This is a genomic window from Pseudarthrobacter sp. TAF60_1, assembly GCF_052113505.1.
Taxonomy (GTDB): domain Bacteria; phylum Actinomycetota; class Actinomycetes; order Actinomycetales; family Micrococcaceae; genus Arthrobacter.
In genome coordinates this window covers 209,838-227,439 of the sequence record NZ_JBFRDI010000004.1, presented here as the reverse complement: position 1 = coordinate 227,439, position 17,602 = coordinate 209,838, and the positions used below count along the sequence as shown (strand labels likewise).

Genomic DNA, 17,602 nt, shown 5'->3' with positions numbered 1-17,602 from the left:
AGCATTTGGCCAGAAACGCAGCCCATCCGCGGGCTTGTGCTGTTCAGCGCAAAGGGGAGGTCGTGGCGGGGCGACGTAGAATCCTGATCGCGTTTTACGGTTCTTTCCTCATTTCCGCGTGCGGACCGAGCGAACCGGTTGCCGATCAGCCTGTTGCCGTCACCGTGCGCCCAAGCCCGACCCCCCGGACGCACCATCTGTGCAGTCGAAGGCCATTGCGGCGCGTCATCGAGCGCTGCGTCCAGCTCTGTTCCGGCAATGGCAGAGCCGTCTTCTGGCCTGGACAACAGGTGCGCGTTCCGGCATCAGAAGTGATGCTCGGGCGGGATGAACCCGAAAATCGGCGCGTTCCTGCCCTCTTCGTAGTTCGGATCATGCGTGTTGAGCGGATCGAAGGGAATGATACTTTCCCCGACGAGCCGGGACGGTTCTTTCCGCACCCGGAAGTTCTGGCCGGCGGCATGGTTCCAACGCTTTATGAAGTCGTCCACGGTCCACTTGGCGACTTCGCCGGGAGGAACGTGGAGGTTGTGCGCCCAGAGCCGAAGGCGGAAGTCCCTCACGGTCTTCGGATCGTCCAGGATCACGTTGAGCTCCGTATCTCGGACGAATCCTCGGAAGTTCGCATTGGCTGAACCCAGCGTGAGGGCTTCGTCGTCGACCAGGACGAGCTTCGCGTGCGTGATCCCGTCTTCGTATCGGAGCGTGTAGACACTCACGCGGCTCTCTGGGATGCCGTGAAGCAATCGTTTGAAGAACTTCATGCGATACCACATCTCGTTCTGATAGAAGTTGACCGCATTCTGCTGCCTATCCCGCTCTCCCTGATCCTTTTCGGTCGGGTCAACGCGCTTCCGGTCATCGGTTCCGGTTCCAACCACGACCATGACGATGAGTTGGGGTATGGCCTGCGCCTGTTTCACGATGGCGTCGGCGAGTTCCGGCACGTGAAAGTATTGGTTCTCGAGGTAGATGAAGCGCGTGGCGCGCCCGATCAATCGGAAGTAACCTCGCCAGATGTCATCACGGATGACCGGGACACGCGACGAGAGGGCCTGAAATCTAGTCTGCCCGGACGCGACCGTGCGCACCATCTGCAGCTTTTGGCCATTCACGGCCGCCGCACCGTTGCCTCCTCCCGAGCTTTGCGCGAGCGTTTCTGGATCCTGCCACCCAGTGAGCCGGACCTTCGAGCTGGTCCGCTCGCGGTTCCAGCGCTCGACGAACTCGCGCTCGAGATCGCGTGCGATCATTCCCTCAAGCTGGGCTCCGACGTCATGCCAGACCCAGTTGATGTGCCAATAGCCCCGCGGTGTGCGATGGAAGGAAATGTCGAGACCGCCGCAGAAGGCGGTCGCGGTGTTGCCCTTCAGCGCGACGACGAACTTTTGATGGTGGACTGCTATCTCGCCCAGCGGGCTCAGGATGTACTTGAAGTTGTCGCCCTGGCCCTCCGACACGTTCTTGATGACTTCGTCGAGTGGGGCCAGAGGGGTCATCAAGCCGGACCCGTTCGGGTGCTGTGCGACGATCACGCGCACCTTGACCCCGTCATTCGCCTTCTTGACGAGGAGATCGCTCCAATGCGTGCCGATCCCCGGACGCTCAATCGTGAGCTGGGTGTCTTGCGGCGCGAACTGCCAGCTCGCGATGTAGAGTGCATCGCCTTTTCCCAGCTGCTCTACGGCCTTCTGCATAAGTGTGAATGTCGACACGTCGTCCTTGGAACCGCCGACCAGGCTCCATGATTTGGGATTATTTCGCTGTACAAGCTTTCCGAGCTTTCCTGTGCCGTCCGAGTCCCGTCCATTCACCATCAACGTGGCGCGCCCCGTCGTCTGCTTGGCGATGAAGCCGTCGTAGCTTCGTGACGCGAGTTCCGGCAGGAAGACGGTCGGCTTGTACGTGGGATCGAGCCTCCTCGTGACGATCGTGAGGTAGAGATCCCACTCCGCACGCGTCTTGTAGAAGTCCTCGTCTTCCGGATCGCTCAGCCTTCCCTCGCCCGCATTGTTCATGCGCTCGGGGTGCTCCATGAAGAAGACGATGTCGGCGAGTTTCCTCGCTTCGCGGACAGGGGCGACAGGGTCACCGATGGCAAGGTCCACCGTGTCCAGCCAGAATGGATGCTTAATATCCAAGTCCGGATCCAGCCTCCTGGCCAGGGTCTGCAACACCCCCGCCGAGAAGCTCGCCTGCACCCCGTCCGGCAGGTCCTGACGACGAAATGGCGGGTTGGCGGGGACGGATCCGATCTGCGGGACCGCATCGATCGTGGGCAACGGATCGATTCCTCTGATGGGGGAGATTCCGCCAACGGGATCAAACGGCACGTCGCCCATGGCGGTCACTCAGACCTGCCGGCCGGTCTTGGGGTCGTACTTGACCTCGACCGGGACAATCTGGTCCGTCGGCAGGATCTCGATCCACTGGTCGAAGATCTCGTAGTTCTTTCCCACGTTCGCCCGGAAGCTGCCTTCAAGGGGGAAGAAGCCATGCTCGTAGACGCGGTCGCTCGGCGTCGCGGTCACGGTATTCTCCTCGTCGACCAACGCGGGATCGGAGACTTCATCCTGCTTCGGGTACTTCCCGGTCTCGACACCCTCTTTGTATTTTCTTCGGATCTTCTCGGCGAGATCCTTCAGGACGTCAATCATCTTTTGGCCGCCCAGGGGATTGCCGTCGACGTCCTTCTCGTCCGGGTTGCTCGCGTGGTAGACGACGTCGTCGGTAATGCCGTTCATCCCCTCGACGGCCTCGAGCCAGTTGATCGCGGCCGTCTCCATCCCCGGGCGAATCGGCATCACGGCCTTGACCCAGGGGGCGTTGAGGAAGGCGTTTCGCATGTTATCGCCGTCGAGCTGCAGCAGCCATCCGAGCGAGCTTCCGAATTTGGCCGGATCCGAGGCCTCGGTGATGAAGTAATTGTCCCGCGCGGCATCATCGGCGCCGCCCCAGCCGACGGTGCTTGCGCTCATCGGGTTCACGGCCGAGACGTTCGCGTCCGACGTGTGGACGCGCTTCATCAGACCATTGCGCATGACCGCGCCGGCAACGGATCCCGCGGCGGACGTGTAGTCGACGGTCGGTGTCGCGGTCGGCTGGAGCTGCTGGCGGCTCCGGTGCATTCGCGGGCGCCACCATTCCGGCGCGACGAAGTAGAGCATCTTGTCTACATCGAAGATCGCGTTCAAGAGCTCCGCCGTGACGTGACGCGTCCGATCATCGGGCAGATCGACGCCGTTCAGGAGCATGTCCTGAATCAACTTCCGGTAGACGGAGATCCGCTCTTCCTCCCGAAGCCCGTCGGCGCTGCGCGGTTGAATCTTGCTCGCGAGCGTCACGCGGTCCTTGACCGTCTCGACGAATGCCTTCTCGTAGGCCACTTTCTCGGCTTCCTTGAAGCTCGCCAGGGCATCGCCATTCCTGGCGACGATGTCATCGTTTGCGCCGGGCTTCGGCGACCACTGAAGGACCAGCTTCACCTGGACGCTGTTCTGCCCCTGGAAATCGGCGGAGTCGAGGTGAAGGGTGAAGGTTCCGTCACTCGGCAGGACACCGCGCCGCGATAAGAGGAAGGGCTTTCCCTGCGGGTCGAACTCGACGTTGGTGAGCTGATAGTTGGCCTTCTGACACACCAACTGTTGCGGAAAATCGGTTTGAATCTCCTCGTGGTCAAGGCCCCAATACTCGGCCGCCGCGCCGTTGACGTAAACCACGCCCTCGTTGTCCGCGTCGGTGCCGTCGGCGGAGATAAACGGAATCGTCACCAGCGGTTCTTCCTGAAAGGGCTGGAGCAACGGGATCTCTTCGGGGTGCGGGATGCTTTCGAGCTCCGCGGGCTTGGCGATATGGACCAGCTTCGCGATGCCCAGCTCGCGCCCGGGATCGTCGACGTACGATTGCCAGCACAAGAACGTTCCGATGTCCTGCACCTGGACGCCCACCTGCCGCATCTTTCGGCGGAGCTCGTAGTTGAGAAGCTCGTTCGTCGTGTTCGCCATCGTGTGCTTGGCGCTCGAGAAATCCGTCTGTTCGGTCACCGTCCTGAACGTCGACTTGAAGTTCTTCCGAATCTCCGAGGAGAGCTTCTCCGTCTGCTGGCGCATCTGCTTATGCGTCACCTCGCGCGCCGTCTGCTGGGAGTGACCGTAGTCAAAACTCGATGTCGCCTGGATTGACGCGTACGACGCCTGGATGCTTGCGCCGAACTTCACGTCGTTCCGGGTGTCCTCCTTCACGGCCTCCGAGATCTCGTCCTGCTGCGTGGTGGTCGTCTCCGATTTCGTGAGCGTCTCAAGAGTCGTCTCAAGCGTCTTCTCGATGATCGACTGGCGGGTGTGGGTCTCGATCAGCTCGACGGTTGAACCCGGGCTGAGCCAAACGTGGCTGACCGGCGTGCCCAGAAACGTATCGAGCTCGAAGAAGTACTGACGAAAGAGGTGAACGACGCCGATCGGCGACAGCGCCACGCACTCGAGCTGATCCTTGTCGCGCGGATCAAGGTTGTCGATGCCGAGGAAAGCGTCGATGCCGCTCGCCGCCGAGGCCTGACGGAGGAGCCCTTGGGCTTCGTCGATGCTGTCCTTCGTGACGTAGAAGATCCGCTCGAGCACGGCGTAGCTTTTCTGCTGAACGAGGTAATTGATCGCCCCAGCCACGGATGACTCGAAACGAACGCTGTGCTCGAATGCCGCGATCTGGGCGTTCCTGCGATCGAGGGCCGATGAGGATGTACGCCCGCCGGCCGCGAAACCGTCCCCGCTCTTGGAAATGTCGGCGTAGGCGCTCGTGTAGAATTCCACCACGTCCTTCTCCAGGATCGTGTTCACGAGATCGGGCGTGATCGTGGACGCCCACACCGCCGTCGTGAGCTGTTCGAACACGGGCAAGTGCCCGGCCAAGCGATCGAGCACGACACTGTCAAACGTTCGGATCTTTCCGCCCGAGAGCACGCCCGGCCTGATCGCGATGGTGACGCTGTTGTCCCCGTAGCGGACCTCCACGATCGCGGCGAACCTGGTCTTCAGCCTCTCGATAAGCGACGACTTGTCGTTCGCGTACCCCGCCACGAAGCGTTGCGCGATGCGCGTGGACTTCCAACCGAGCAATGGCTGGTAGACGCCGAACATCTCGCTCGCATACGGAAGAACAGACGTGTAGTCCGAGAGATCAGTGATGCGCTTCACCGTGGCCATCGAACGCATCCAAACCTGAACGTGTTCAAGGCCAGAGCCCCAACGATAAGCCAATTGTGTCCGGTCCGGGACACCGAAGCGGCATCCCGGTGTATCCCGTCGCCCATAGTCATGGTACGTGCCTCTCATGCGATTCTGTATCGAGTGGCCGGGGCATGATTCACTTCCACACTTCTGATCCACGGCCCTGCGCATTGAACCAAAATTCGGATTCGCCGCGCCTGCTGGAATAACATCGTGGGCCGGGCGGTGTTACTGGTGCGTTACGGGGCTTGTATCTCGTCGGGGTTCGTGGGGAATTGATTCCGGGTCGTAGATAAGCAAGGGCCGTGGTCCTCAAGCCCCTGACCGCGTGGGCCCTAGTGATATGGCCCTCGGGGTGTCTGTATTTTCTTTGTCGAGCGGCCGGGCAGTTTTCTTGGCAGTGATGGTGAGCCCGATTGATGGTCGAACCCACGGAAATTCTTCAGTCGACCCGGCCGGGTCCGCGTCCGCTTCGACGAGCAGCGGCGCGTAGATGCGGCCACGGGCTTTAGGAGACAGGCAGTAGGCCGTTCCGTAGTCACTCCGTCGCGGGATCTGTGATGGGCGGTGTTGAGTCAAAATACAGACAGATGCCAAGATCCGCTCAGCCCGCAAACTCCTCAAGCAGGGAACACCGCCGCGGGAGGTCGCCGCCACCCTAGGAGTTTCCGTGCCCACCCTCTACCGATGGGTCCCGGCAACGGACGCGACCGACCGAGGCACCAAAGAAGTAGTTTCTGCAGGTTGGTGCAGGCGGCTTCGGAAAAGATGACTGTTGGTGCAGAGGACTATTGAGCAGAATGCAGCTTCGTGCAGGACACTTCTGACATTTCAATATCCATACTCGTCTGCACAACCCCGGAATTCCGTGGGCGCTTGTGCAGTCAACTTGTGAAAACGACACTTTGAGCGGCGCCTCCGGGCTGTGAAACGATGTCTCGGAAAGCCCTTGCTTTTCGGGTCTGCGTAAGCTCCATAGATCCGCCATGGGCTTCTTCGATCCCGACGCGGCCGGCCAGGCCATCGACAACCTCATCTCGAAAGCCATCAAATACACTCCCCGCCACGGCACCGTGACCATCAACGTCGATGCCACCGGCCACGAACTCTAGTGCGAGATCAGCGACACCGGGATCGGCATGACCGACGACGAACTGGACCAGGCCTTTACTGGCTTTTCCGGGCTGTGCGGGCGGGATCACAACGACGAAGCCGGACGCCGACGAGGCCCGACGCTGAGACCGTTCCGGACGTTCCAAGCCCCCCATTCGGGACAGCCGGACCGGATACGTGTTGCACACTACTGACTGATTGATGACCGTCCAGGCCAAGGCGGCTCCTCAGACCGGGGAGGGCCGCGTTTTTGGCGGGGAACAGCCTTCCCCTTTTTCGTCTCCAAGGCGTCAAAATAAAGGCCATTCTGGCTATCAATTGCCTCTTGTATTTAATACTGCCGAGGGCCTTAATCATCGCCATGAGCAAGATAGAGCGCGCGGTCGAGCTACTGCTCCCGTGGAAAGAATCGCGCACCCCTGGAGATGCCCGCCACACCGTCGCCGCCTGGGCGGCTAGAAGCCTCGTTCAGTACTTTGTGATCGAGAGACTCGCCATCATCATGTGGGGGACGATGAATGACGCCCACCCGCACTACAGATACAGCTTCAACTTCATCAGCGACCTCGGCGCAACAATGTGCCAGCCCCAAGACCCCACCACGCAATACGGACGGTGGGTGTGTTCGCCCCTATTTCCCGTGGTCAATCTCTCCTTCATGTTCCTGGGCGTCGGCGTCATCGTAACCGCCGCGCTCATCACTGGGGATGTTTTGAAGATGGCAGGCCGACGACTAAACCCAGGAGAGGTGCGGGAAACGAAGCAGCCCACAGCGTGGCAGCACAAAACACGCGAGCTCACGACGCAGATCATGCGCGTCACGTTGGGCATTGCAGGGCTCGGACTGATTGGCGTCGGCAGTTGGCCGGAAGACTACAACCCGACGATGCATGGCAACAGCACAGGCGCCTTTCTGATCTTTGGGGTGATAAGCCTGATACTCCTCGGCTTCTTGTGGGTTAGGCAGGACTGGATTTCAGCAGCCTGGATTTTCACGTCCGCGGCGGTGGCAACGGTTGGCGGCGGCATGATGCTTGTCCTGAACCACGACAACCCCACACCCGATGCGGTCCTCGGCACCTGGGAGCGCCTAGTGGTTTATGGGTTCATCGCCGGCATGTTCTTTATGGGATATACCCTCAGCAACGGGCCGCGCGCTGGACGCTTCGAGGCCGCCAGAGCTAAGGCCAAGACGGGAGCCGATTCGGTAGTGCCACTTCTAACTCTGTCGGCACATGCGGAGTCAACGCCCTCGCCCGACTTTGCCGCAAAGTTGTTCGCTGGGGCTAAGGATGGGACGAGCGCGGACCAAACAGTCCCTGCGGCGGGGGCCCACATCCCTGAGGCAGTTCCGGTTAGGCGTGAAAGATTGGAGACCCGTACCTATCAGCAACGGCACGGAGGCGGATGGACCAAAGTATCGGCCAACCATAAGCAAATTCGAACGACGAAACCTCGGCCGGCCGGGAGGTCTCGGACGACAACCCGCCCCGAAAGCTCTGACTCAAACCCACTAGAGTGATGGTCGTTTAGAGAACCTGTTAATTCAGGATCTTTGCGCTGTTAACGCCTTAGCTTGTTCGTCCAGCACGGGCGACAACGGTAATTAACTTACAAACGTCGATCGTGGCACCGGCGATATCGCTAGTTCATATTTGGCGAAACCCCATTATTCTCCCCTTTCAGGGCTATCCTGTGATGTTCGCTGTGGGGGCCGCCGCCATCGTCATCCTTGTCCCGGATGGCATTCTGGATGACCCAAGGGATCAGTCGCTTGCCGGCGCCGCCGGTGGTGTTCCCCGAGTAGTTGGTCGAGCATCCTGTCATATAGTTCTCTGCGTCTCCGGGGCAAGGATTCAGGTTGGCTGGCTACGGAGCAGATAAAGGCCAGCAGCAGCGGAGTACGTGCCAAGCCCATGAATGATGGTGTTTTGAGCTCCTCGTGGATTCTGGCACGGCTCTGCTGATCCAGACCCCATGCATCAACATAAGCGCCTACATCGACGGGGGAAAACGGTTGGAGCTCGACTTCGGTCAGCATGAGTCCCTGTGGTCTCTCATATCCCGCGATTCGGCTGCTGATGATGACCCTTCCGGGACTCGACCTGTCAGCCCACCTCTCGAGCTTCTGTCCAAGAGGCAACGACGCGACGTTTCCTGGGATCTCGTCCAGGGCATCTAGAAGGAGGATGTTTTCTGCTGTCTGTAAATGATTGATGAGCCAAGCGGCCAATGCACTGGATTGGTTTTTCGCCACCGCCAGAACATCAACGCAAATCTCTTCAATTGAGCTATTTGCATGGGCGTGGAGCTGGTCGCAGCGCACCAGAATCGGCAGCCTCAACTGATCGGGCGGTTCAAGCTTCCTCGCTGTCACGTGAGGTCAGTGTTTCCGCGTACGTATTCCATGCCTTCGCATCGGCCAGCGGACTCTTGTGCTGGAAGAGAGAGAAAACAACCAGGGAAACGAAGCAATTTCTCCGGAAGACGGACATGATCAGTCTGCCGCTTTATCCTCGTGAGGACGGCCACAAGGGCGGTGTGTCCGCCACATTCAGGGACGGCGCCAATGTCTGGTGGAAAAGGCACTCTCACGGCGAACTCCGGGAACTGCCCCGCCGACCTCAATCCTCGTAGTAAAGGATGTAGGCCTCAAACATCACACGTTGCTGAGTTGTGTCCCTAGAGTCGGGAACGAGGGTCGTCACGAACTGCACGCTGTCGAATCGCTGGCTACGGACCCTGAAAACACCATGGGGCTCAGGGCGAAGCGAGTTTATGAATAGAGCGGCGTCTTCGCTAACGGGCCGGCTGTTAGCTATCCGGTGAATCAGCAAAGGCATGCCGTCTCCTTATAGGTCGGACGCCCCAGCCCGCTACGGATTCCTCATGCTACGCCAGTCCCTAATCATTGCCTTGCCGGCACGCAAGGGGTCCCTTCGTCGTATAACCTTCAAAACACGAAGGTGCTCTGCTGGAGGGAACTGGCGGTTTTCGCCAAGCGAAGGTATCCGTTGGGGATTGATTGGGACATAGAGATCGACACTACGGACCCCCGCGTATGGTGGATCTCCTGGCCTTCACGGTGATGGTCGGGCGGAACTTGCCGCTGCTGCCGACGGGATTGCAGTTCGGGGTGATTGCGGACGAGGGGGTGGCGAGCGAAAGAGTGCTGGCCGTGAACCCTGACCGGGCCGAGCAATGAAGGCCGCTTGAGCATGAGTTGAGCTGTGAGGATTTGTTGATCAAGGAAGCGGCCCAATGGCCCCCGAGAGTAAAGCAGCACCCCTCCCCATGCGGAAAAAATTCCAAAAGTCAAGCTTTGTCAACACTGCCCATTGCAAGAGGCTCTTGACCTGAGGAAACACTGTGCCCGAGGTGGGACTCGAACCGGACTCCGTCCCTTGCAAACACTGGGAAGTCCCGGAAACATCGGCAATCCGGCCCCGATCCGAAGCCCAGGGTGTGCACATTGTGCACACCGTGCACACCCCCCTTTTTCTGCTGTGCGGCAGCACACCGGCACACGCCAGCGACCACCGAACCACCACGACGAGGCCCCAGTACCGACACGGCCGAGTCATGACATTCGGCCACCAATCGAGGGTTCAGACACTTCACCCGAGCCCTTCCATCCGCGGGCGATTTCCTACTTAGCTCATGGGGGATCGGACGACACAGGGCATGACCGCCCCGACCGAACAGAGGCCCTGCCAAGCAACGATTTTGTTGTCACCATTCGGTGACATACTGGGTACAGCACAGGAGGATGCCCATGACCTTTGAAACCAGCATCGACTCGCCCGCAGCCGCGGGCGCCATCATCCGCGCCCGCCGCACAGTCAAGGGACTCTCCCAGCAAACCCTTGCCGACATGGCCGGGGTGTCACGGAAGTTCCTCATCGATTTGGAGTCGGGCCACGACCGCGCCGAACTTGGCAAGACCCTGGCCGTCATGGCCGCCCTCGACCTGTCCCTGGCCGCCACAGATCCCATCCCCCGCGGCAGCGACTTCGACCCGGCACGGCGCGATTACGCGACAACCTTCACCCGGCTTCTCGCCGAGCGGGACTTTGAGTTCGCGATCAAGATGCTCGCCGACTACGCCACCGCATCCCTGACCGCCGGCACCCCGCTGCTCCAGCGCAGCCCCCGCCTCAAAGACCCACACTGGTCGGCGGCCCTCGCCGGAATCACCAATTACACCGCGCACCGACTCGGCCAACCCACGCCATCCTGGACGCGACGGATCAAGCCCCTCGACCAGGCCTGGATGCCAGCAGAGTCCTATCGCAGCGTCCGGGCTCCCATGAAGGAACTCACCCGCACCGAGACCCCGCCGGAACTCGCCGCGTTGAACGTCTTTATCCGCGAACGCAGCCTGGCCACGGCATGACCGGCGGAGAACTCACCGCCGCACAAATCCGTGCACTCCTCCATGAACTCGGAAGGCGCCTGCAGGCCGCCGGCGCCCACGGCGATGTCAAACTCGTTGGCGGTGCCGCGCTCATCCTCCAAGGCATCGGCAACCGCCCCACCGCCGACATTGACGCCAGCTACGCCGACCCACACACCATCCACGCAGTCGTCGCCGACATGGCCTCAGATTACGACCTCGCGCCCGACTGGCTCAACACCAACGCCTCAGCCTTCGTTCCCGAGAACGCCACCTGGGTCGAGATTGAACAGCTCGACGGACTCACCATCCAGGCCGCAGACACCGAAACACTCCTGGCCATGAAAATCGCCGCCGAACGCGACAAAGACACCCTCGACATCGCCCGGCTCCTGCGCCGACTCCACATCACAGAAGCCGCCGACGCCGTCAACCTCGCCTACGACAAATACGGCGAACACTCCATCCCCCTCGCCGCCGGACGCGACAACTACCTCATCGTCGTCGACGACGCCCTCGACGCAACCACCACCCTCGAACCCCAGCCCGAACCCAACGAATAGTCCATTCGTGGGGAATACCGCCTAAATGGCGTAAGCGGGAGGAACGTCATACTCTGTGGACCTTGGGAGGAGCTTCGGCGCGGAGTGCGGCCCGGCGGATAGCCAATCGTTGCTGATCTCCGTGGCCTTGGCGGCGTGCAGCACGAGCTGGGCAGCAAGGGCAGAACCGGAAATTTTTGCGTAGGCGAGAGCCGACTCCCCAGCTATCTCGGTGTGCTCGAGCAGCGGCAACAGATGCGCAGAAGTGATGTTGCTGAGCTCACCTACGCGTTCGCCATCGAGCCGCACCTCGACAAACGGACGCTCGACGCCGTTCTTCAGAATGCGGATCACCCTGTGCAGACTTACTAGCAGGAGGCCGACCCCTTCCGGTGGAACGTGGTTGAAAAGGATGTCGAAATGGTCCTCTTCCTTGAGGACTTGAATCGCTGACCCCCAGGGTACAAGGGTGTTGACGCCAGTCGGCGCCTCGTTGAGCGGCACGATCAGCTCTGGCTCCGGCAGTGCGACGGTAACTCGGGCTCGGAGGCGGTCGCCGCTGTCGTACGCCCAGATGCGGGCCGTCGTGGCAGCAATGAGCCCACTGGCAATGATTCTCCTGATCGGTTGCGCGTAGCGGATCGCGTCTTCGCGGCTGAGATAGCCGAGGACCTGGTTCCGCCAACGAACGCTGATGGCATTCACGTCATACGGGTTGTCGGGCTCGGCCACGAGTTCGACCTGAACGCCTTCAGATTCGCTGTCGCGCCCTACAGTGACAGGCGCCTTACTGGCGCGGAGGGCGGATTTGATCGCCTTGCTGTACGCGTGCTCTCCCACGACTTCGACATTCGGCCATTCCGAACGGCCGAGCGAGACCTGGTACCGCCCCCGGTCTGGGGAAGCGGGCCGAGTGACCGGCAAGATCGGTGCCTGCCCTTCAAAGGCAGCCAGTTGTGGCGCGGCGTGATTCGCCGGTGCCTCGATCCGGGCATCAGGAACTGCGATTCCTTTTACGGCGCTGACCGGACTGCCGGCCCAGCTCGCGTCCTCCCACATCTGCCGGTCACGGCGCCGCTTCCGCAACAGGAACATCAGACCGAGAATCCCCGCGGCCAGCAGGAATCCCGCCGGCGACGATACCGTCACCATCAGCACCAACATCCCGAACAAGGTCCACTGGGCAATCGTCCCGGTCTTCTCTAGCGCGGGCACACCGCGACCGCCGCCTGTCAGCTTAGCCGGGCTCTGACCGAGCCGCTCCAGGATCCGCGCCGCCTGCCCCAAGGTCAGGTGCATCAGGCTCGGGCGCTTGCCAGTAGCACGTGCGACGGCCGCGCGAACGAAGTCACGCTGGAACTTCGATGCCGGGGCCGTCCCATCGGCAGCGAGGAGGTCCCGCCAGGCCTCGTCGCTGATGACCTGATGCACGACCTCCCGGCGAGTCGGCTGAGAGGCCCGGACAGCGGGGTTCCGTGTCGAGCGGCGGTTCGAACTGGAGGTCACATACGAGACGCCCGTTCCGGGGATCCTCGCTGTGCTGGTGGTTCGGCCCGTCGTGGACTTCGTAACCCGGAACGGGCCTGCCCCAAGGCTCGCGCTAACCCCGCGCTTCGACGCCGTGATCCTCACAGGCCCGAAGCTCTTTGACTTGCGGTAACGGAACCCCAACTCGCACCCCCAAAATAGGCAATCACGAGGAATCACTTGTCCCCCCCTTAGGGAGATTCTAAGCCTCAGCAATCCCGAATGGGGACGGCGCCCGTCAGAGTCAGAACGCGTGGTCTCATCGACTCCCAATTCGCCGGGCCAATTCGTGGACCCCACAAGATTCGAACCCTGACCCATCGCATGTGAAGTTGTGCCAATGTAAGTCGACCGCAATGAAATCGCCGCACTCCGCGCGACCACCTACCCCTCGAATTGCCACGAAGAAAGTCCGGACCCCACACACATGGACTCTGTCGACGGATCGCACGCCAGCCACAGACACCTCCGGAGGCGGTCCCACTGAACCCAAGACGTCCCCGTAACCGCCGGTCCAGGCCGCAATGTCATGTCGCCTGCAGCAGAGACCTGCATGAAGGGGCGAAGGCAGAACCAAGAGGAAGGAATCAATATGCAGGCCGAAAACGCGCCCGTGCACAAAGGTGTGCACAATGTTCACACCCCTTTGGCCGGACAAACACGCGAAAAACGAACTCCACCTGGCTCGCCCAAGGCAGCTGTCCCCGGAAGATTCCCGGACATAATTCGTCTTCGTCATGTCGTCACCACAACTTCCCACCATGAACGGGTGAAGGCCAAAAACTGGCCAGCGGAAACAGCTAGAAAGGACTAGACATAGCCCTAGATCCCAGCATCCGGAGGGCCCACAGGCCAGGACCCTGAACCCGGCCATCCACACAACCGAATAGGCGACCGCGGCGCCAGGCACAAACCGCGGCCGGTGTCAGAGGGACCCGCGGAGGGTCAATGTTCACACATTTAAAGCAAAAACCCCTCTGACGAGGGGTTATGCGTGCCCGAGGTGGGACTCGAACTACATTCCAGCCCTTGCAAATACTGGGAACCGGCGGAAACATGCGGAATACGGCCCAGTCCGGCAGCGGTACGGCCCTATCCGGCGCCCAAGATGTGCACAATGTGCACACCCCTTTTCCTACTCTTGAGACCTCGCAATACGGGCAAGTCGGCTGCCGTCGCGGGTCGCTCCGTGTCGCTTGGTCAGGCGATCTGGATTCGTTCGTCGCCGAGTTCAACCTCGACACGAAGGCGGCCGCCGAGCGCCTCGACGTATTTCCGCAAAGTATCGACCTGGGCACGATCAATGTCACCGTGCTCGATGCGGGACACCCTGTTCTGGCTGACCTGCAGGCGCCCAGCCAGCTCGACCTGCGTCAGCTCAGAGGCCTCGCGGAGCTCCCGAAGCCGGTAGGCCCGGACCTCATCGACCATGCGCTTCTTGTGGGCATTCACAGCTGCCCGGTCAACCGGACGGTTGGCCAGTAGTTCCTCCATGGACTTCGCCACTATGCCCCTCCTTTCGGAATCCTCAGATGATCATCGAACAGGTCATCAGCAACCGGAATGTTCGTCTTGTACCACTTGCTCCAGTTACCCGCCTTGTCCCCCGCGACAAGCAAGATCGCCCGCCGTTCCGGATCAAAGGCAAACAGGATTCGCAGTTCCGACCGCCCGCTCGATCCCGGCCGCAACTCCTTCATGTTCTTATGCCGTGAACGAACCACCGTGTCAACCAATGGACGACCAAGTTGAGGTCCGCGCTCGGCGAGAAGCTCTAATGCAGCAACAATCTGCTCATACGAGTCTTGGTCAAGACCTAACAACCACGACTCAACTAGTCCCACGTCAACATTCCACATCGAGTCCATCCTACAACTCACGTGTTCTACAACTCAAGTGCTATATTGCAGGTCCGTCACTTGTTGGACGTGCAGGGCTCGGGGCGAGAACTCAGGCATCCTCAAGGCGCTTCAGCAACTCGGCGTCGTGGCGCATAACGAAGTCCAAGCCCGCGCTGATTTCTTGCTTACGCCGGTGACGTTGGACCTCCGAACCGGCAACTTGACCAAGAAGAACTGATTTGGAGATATGAGCCTTGGCAGTAGGCTCACCGGACGGCGTTCACCGTCTTCTGAAACACGCAGGTTCATGTCCATGTTCGATGATACTAAGCGGCATCAGGTAGTTCACTGGCGTGAGAGGTATCCGGCCGGCCGAAGGTGACCCCTCCAGAATACGGCGCCGAAGTGTTGTGGTAACGGTTCAGACACCGTCTTAGGCGGTCTTGGGGACGATGTCATGTGCTTTTGAGCTTGCGCGGATCAGGGAACCCGAGCGAGACGTAGCCCGGAGCCCGCTTGTTCAGGGATACGGCCAGTACGGGCGTTGATTCGTCGTAGTAGTCGTGAACTGTCGCCACAGTTTTCCCTGGGTAAGGCCGGATTACCCGGCCGACGTACTGGACCAATCTGCCCTTGAACGACACTGGCGCTGCAAGGAACAGGGTATCCAGCTTGGGGCAGTCAAAGCCTTCTCCAATGTATGAGCCGGTGCCCAAGACCAGCAAAGGCTCCATATCATCCGTACTGGCAAGAAGGTCGACGGCGGCCTGTCGCTCCTTCGCTTTCATCGCCCCGGTGAAGACCACTGGGCTCAGACCAGCCGCCTCGAACCGGGACCTCAGGGACTCAAGGTGGGCTTTCCAGGTCGTCAGTACAAGGATTCGAGAGTTCCGTTCGTAAGCCCTAACGACGTCGTCGTAAATTTGCTGTAGGCGTTCCTCGTTGGCGATCAAGTCTTTGTAGATGGCAGAGATCCCACCCGGTTCTCTGGGGTCTGCGGCGCCGTGGTACGTGTATGAGGTCCGGTGCAGTTCCAAAGTCAGCGCCGGTTCGGCAATTTCGTCTGCGTGCGTTGGCAGCTGCTGCGGAGCGGCTGTGGAAATTGTATGTGAGATTTGGCCGAGCTGGTGGTAGATCAGCGAGTCCAACTTGTCCCGCCGGTACGGTGTGGCCGTCAGCCCCAGCCAGTACCGGGCCTGAATCTGGTTCATAACGTGAGTGAACGCTGTCGCCGGGACGTGATGACACTCGTCCACGACGACGAAACCGTAGCCGGCGGTCAGCTCGGCAACATTTTCCCGCCGTGCCAGCGTAGGCAAAAGCGCGACGTCGACCCGTCCCGTCATCTTGGCACGGCCACCTCCGATTTGGCCGCATTGCTCGTCCAAGAACTCACGGATGCGGCTGCGCCATTGCTCCGCAAGGGCTTTGCGATCAACCAGAATGAGCGTTGAGACGCCTCGAAGCGCCATCGCAGCACACGCCATAACTGTCTTGCCTGTGCCGGGCGGGGCCACCAGGACTCCGTGTTCGGCGGCAGTGGCGGCCTCGACGGCGCCTTGTTGTTCCACGCGCAGGCGGGCCGAGAACTCGAAGCTTTGGGCCGCGCCTTCCACACGTTGATCATCAATGCGCAGCGAGCTACCACTCGATTCGACCAGTTGCAGCAATAAGGGCAGCAACCCACGCGGCAAAATGAGGTCGCCCTCAAGCGATTCGTCGTAGTTGCGCAGGTACCGGGGAATATTCCAGGTGGGTCGCCTCTGGCGTTGGCGTTCATAGAACTCAGGGTTCGGCATAGACGCCGCATGCTTGACGGCCGAGATCATCGCTGGTCCAAGGTCTGCTGCCTTGAGAGTCAGGCGCGACGCGAATGTTGCATGCACGATCAGTGCCGGGCGTGGAACGATCTTCGACGATTGTGGCAGTTCTAGCCGGCGAACATCTTGTCCCAGGCTAACTGCAGGCAACCCTCGGATATGCGTACGAACCTCCCGGTCCGAGAGCCGATCCAGGCTGGAAAGGTATGCCCATTGGTCCTCGTATGGTTCGAGAGTCGTGGTGTCGAGGAACAACGTGGTGCCGTGCTGGCGGCGCTTGCCGTTCAGCGGCAAAGCAATCAGGTTCCCCATGCCCTTGCCCGAATGAACGTCCTGGGCAGGAAAGAGCCTGTCATAACTGGCCAGGCTCATGCTGCCCCGCAATGCCATCGCTTCGTGGATGAGACCGGTGCCAAGCTGGCGTGCTGCGGATGCCGGCAGAGCTGTGCTGAAGAAGATCCATACATGGGCGCCACGTCCGGATTGGGACACTTCCAGCGCTGCGGGGATACCCCGAAAGCGAGCCGCCTTGACGTACGCAAGCGCATCGAGCATTGCGGCGCCGCCGTCAAAGTCCGCCGCCACCCACCAACAGGTGTCCTGTTTAGTCAAGGGATAGAGGCCAATATGCTGAACTCCGCGCAAATGATCCGCAATAACGAACGGAGTAAGCGGCAGGAAATTGGCACCTGAGATGCTCGCGCCCTTGCGCCAACCACCGGCGACCGCAGGAACCCAGCCGGAGCGGCCGTCCCGCGAGTTTTCCCACCGGACTGCGTAGACGTCACCGCGGGCCCTGAACAAGTCCTGGAACATTCGGACTTTCGCTTCGGGGGACGATTCCATGGTTACCGGACCATGGTGCATCACCGAAGGAATTGCTGCCTGGGCCAGGTGTGCTGCCTTTGATTCCCCTTCCGTGAGTTCCAAGAGTTTCCGCAGCCTGACATTATCGAGGCGCAATTCGTCGAGCTCACGTCTCAGCGCCCTATCTGCAGTGTCGGAAAGACCCGGCAATGCAGCTTGACCACCAGCTTCAGGAGTGTCTTCAATCACGGTTCCATTGTGGTCGGCAGAGGCGACCATGCCGAAATCAGAAGACGGGCATCCAGCTAAGCTGACAATGCCAAACGGATCGTCG

Annotated in this window: 13 protein-coding genes and 1 pseudogene; 6 read left to right on the top strand and 8 right to left on the bottom strand. The window is 60.6% G+C overall.

The features are described 5' to 3' along the window. Nucleotides 1-305: 305 nt before the first annotated feature. Nucleotides 306-2,342 (bottom strand): phospholipase D-like domain-containing protein, encoded by a 2,037-nt coding sequence (locus AB4Y73_RS06895; protein WP_441870289.1) that lies wholly within the window; start codon nucleotides 2,340-2,342, stop codon nucleotides 306-308. 9 nt (nucleotides 2,343-2,351) lie between these two features. Then, a complete protein-coding gene (locus tag AB4Y73_RS06890; protein ID WP_441870215.1) occupies nucleotides 2,352-5,198 on the bottom strand; it encodes a hypothetical protein in 2,847 nt (948 codons plus the stop codon). 604 nt (nucleotides 5,199-5,802) lie between these two features. On the opposite strand from AB4Y73_RS06890, the gene AB4Y73_RS06885 reads away from it, so the two are divergent. The 3 genes from AB4Y73_RS06885 to AB4Y73_RS06875 all read left to right on the top strand — a co-directional run bounded on the left by AB4Y73_RS06885 (nucleotide 5,803) and on the right by AB4Y73_RS06875 (nucleotide 7,857). Continuing rightward, nucleotides 5,803-5,994 (top strand): helix-turn-helix domain-containing protein, encoded by a 192-nt coding sequence (locus AB4Y73_RS06885; protein WP_441870287.1) that lies wholly within the window; start codon nucleotides 5,803-5,805, stop codon nucleotides 5,992-5,994. Nucleotides 5,995-6,208: 214 nt separating this feature from the next. After that, on the top strand, nucleotides 6,209-6,334 hold the full coding sequence (locus AB4Y73_RS06880) for a hypothetical protein (RefSeq protein ID WP_441870213.1): 126 nt from the start codon (nucleotides 6,209-6,211) through the stop codon (nucleotides 6,332-6,334). A 362-nt stretch (nucleotides 6,335-6,696) separates the two neighbouring features. Beyond that, a complete protein-coding gene (locus AB4Y73_RS06875) occupies nucleotides 6,697-7,857 on the top strand; it encodes a DUF998 domain-containing protein (protein WP_441870211.1) in 1,161 nt (386 codons plus the stop codon). 204 nt (nucleotides 7,858-8,061) lie between these two features. On the opposite strand, the gene AB4Y73_RS06870 is transcribed toward AB4Y73_RS06875, so the two are convergent. After that, the gene (locus tag AB4Y73_RS06870; protein WP_441870209.1) at nucleotides 8,062-8,712 is read right to left on the bottom strand and encodes an NACHT domain-containing protein; all 651 of its coding nucleotides are present in this window, start codon (nucleotides 8,710-8,712) and stop codon (nucleotides 8,062-8,064) included. A 684-nt stretch (nucleotides 8,713-9,396) separates the two neighbouring features. On the opposite strand from AB4Y73_RS06870, the gene AB4Y73_RS06865 reads away from it, so the two are divergent. The 3 genes from AB4Y73_RS06865 (at nucleotide 9,397) to AB4Y73_RS06855 (ending at nucleotide 11,294) form a co-directional block, all read left to right on the top strand. Continuing rightward, a complete protein-coding gene (locus tag AB4Y73_RS06865) occupies nucleotides 9,397-9,540 on the top strand; it encodes a hypothetical protein (RefSeq protein WP_441870207.1) in 144 nt (47 codons plus the stop codon). A gap of 570 nt (nucleotides 9,541-10,110) precedes the next feature. Then, nucleotides 10,111-10,731, top strand: a complete 621-nt coding sequence (locus tag AB4Y73_RS06860; protein ID WP_441870205.1) for a helix-turn-helix domain-containing protein — start codon at nucleotides 10,111-10,113, stop codon at nucleotides 10,729-10,731. Continuing rightward, entirely contained in the window at nucleotides 10,728-11,294 is a 567-nt protein-coding gene (locus AB4Y73_RS06855) for a DUF6036 family nucleotidyltransferase (RefSeq protein WP_441870203.1), read from the top strand. Before AB4Y73_RS06860 ends, AB4Y73_RS06855 begins: the two co-directional genes overlap by 4 nt. Nucleotides 11,295-11,315: 21 nt before the next feature. On the opposite strand, the gene AB4Y73_RS06850 is transcribed toward AB4Y73_RS06855, so the two are convergent. The 5 genes and pseudogenes from AB4Y73_RS06850 to AB4Y73_RS06830 all read right to left on the bottom strand — a co-directional run bounded on the left by AB4Y73_RS06850 (nucleotide 11,316) and on the right by AB4Y73_RS06830 (nucleotide 17,517). After that, the gene (locus AB4Y73_RS06850; protein WP_441870285.1) at nucleotides 11,316-12,704 is read right to left on the bottom strand and encodes an HIRAN domain-containing protein; all 1,389 of its coding nucleotides are present in this window, start codon (nucleotides 12,702-12,704) and stop codon (nucleotides 11,316-11,318) included. Nucleotides 12,705-12,791: 87 nt separating this feature from the next. Further along, nucleotides 12,792-13,121 (bottom strand): annotated as a pseudogene (locus tag AB4Y73_RS06845) (DUF4236 domain-containing protein); the annotation flags it as partial. A gap of 879 nt (nucleotides 13,122-14,000) precedes the next feature. After that, the gene (locus AB4Y73_RS06840) at nucleotides 14,001-14,306 is read right to left on the bottom strand and encodes a helix-turn-helix domain-containing protein (protein ID WP_441870201.1); all 306 of its coding nucleotides are present in this window, start codon (nucleotides 14,304-14,306) and stop codon (nucleotides 14,001-14,003) included. Then, nucleotides 14,306-14,659, bottom strand: a complete 354-nt coding sequence (locus tag AB4Y73_RS06835) for a type II toxin-antitoxin system RelE/ParE family toxin (protein WP_441870199.1) — start codon at nucleotides 14,657-14,659, stop codon at nucleotides 14,306-14,308. Before AB4Y73_RS06835 ends, AB4Y73_RS06840 begins: the two co-directional genes overlap by 1 nt. A 437-nt stretch (nucleotides 14,660-15,096) precedes the next feature. Continuing rightward, nucleotides 15,097-17,517, bottom strand: a complete 2,421-nt coding sequence (locus tag AB4Y73_RS06830) for a TOTE conflict system archaeo-eukaryotic primase domain-containing protein (RefSeq protein WP_441870197.1) — start codon at nucleotides 17,515-17,517, stop codon at nucleotides 15,097-15,099. Nucleotides 17,518-17,602 lie beyond the last annotated feature (85 nt).

Excerpts from the sequence above, each read along its gene's own strand:
- AB4Y73_RS06895 (WP_441870289.1), bottom strand. The coding sequence starts at position 2,342 with ATGGGCGACGTGCCGTTTGATCCCGTTGGCGGAATCTCCCCCATCAGA.
- AB4Y73_RS06890 (WP_441870215.1), bottom strand. The coding sequence starts at position 5,198 with ATGGCCACGGTGAAGCGCATCACTGATCTCTCGGACTACACGTCTGTT.
- AB4Y73_RS06880 (WP_441870213.1), top strand. The coding sequence starts at position 6,209 with ATGGGCTTCTTCGATCCCGACGCGGCCGGCCAGGCCATCGACAACCTC.
- AB4Y73_RS06875 (WP_441870211.1), top strand. The coding sequence starts at position 6,697 with ATGAGCAAGATAGAGCGCGCGGTCGAGCTACTGCTCCCGTGGAAAGAA.
- AB4Y73_RS06865 (WP_441870207.1), top strand. The coding sequence starts at position 9,397 with ATGGTGGATCTCCTGGCCTTCACGGTGATGGTCGGGCGGAACTTGCCG.
- AB4Y73_RS06860 (WP_441870205.1), top strand. The coding sequence starts at position 10,111 with ATGACCTTTGAAACCAGCATCGACTCGCCCGCAGCCGCGGGCGCCATC.
- AB4Y73_RS06855 (WP_441870203.1), top strand. The coding sequence starts at position 10,728 with ATGACCGGCGGAGAACTCACCGCCGCACAAATCCGTGCACTCCTCCAT.
- AB4Y73_RS06835 (WP_441870199.1), bottom strand. The coding sequence starts at position 14,659 with ATGTGGAATGTTGACGTGGGACTAGTTGAGTCGTGGTTGTTAGGTCTT.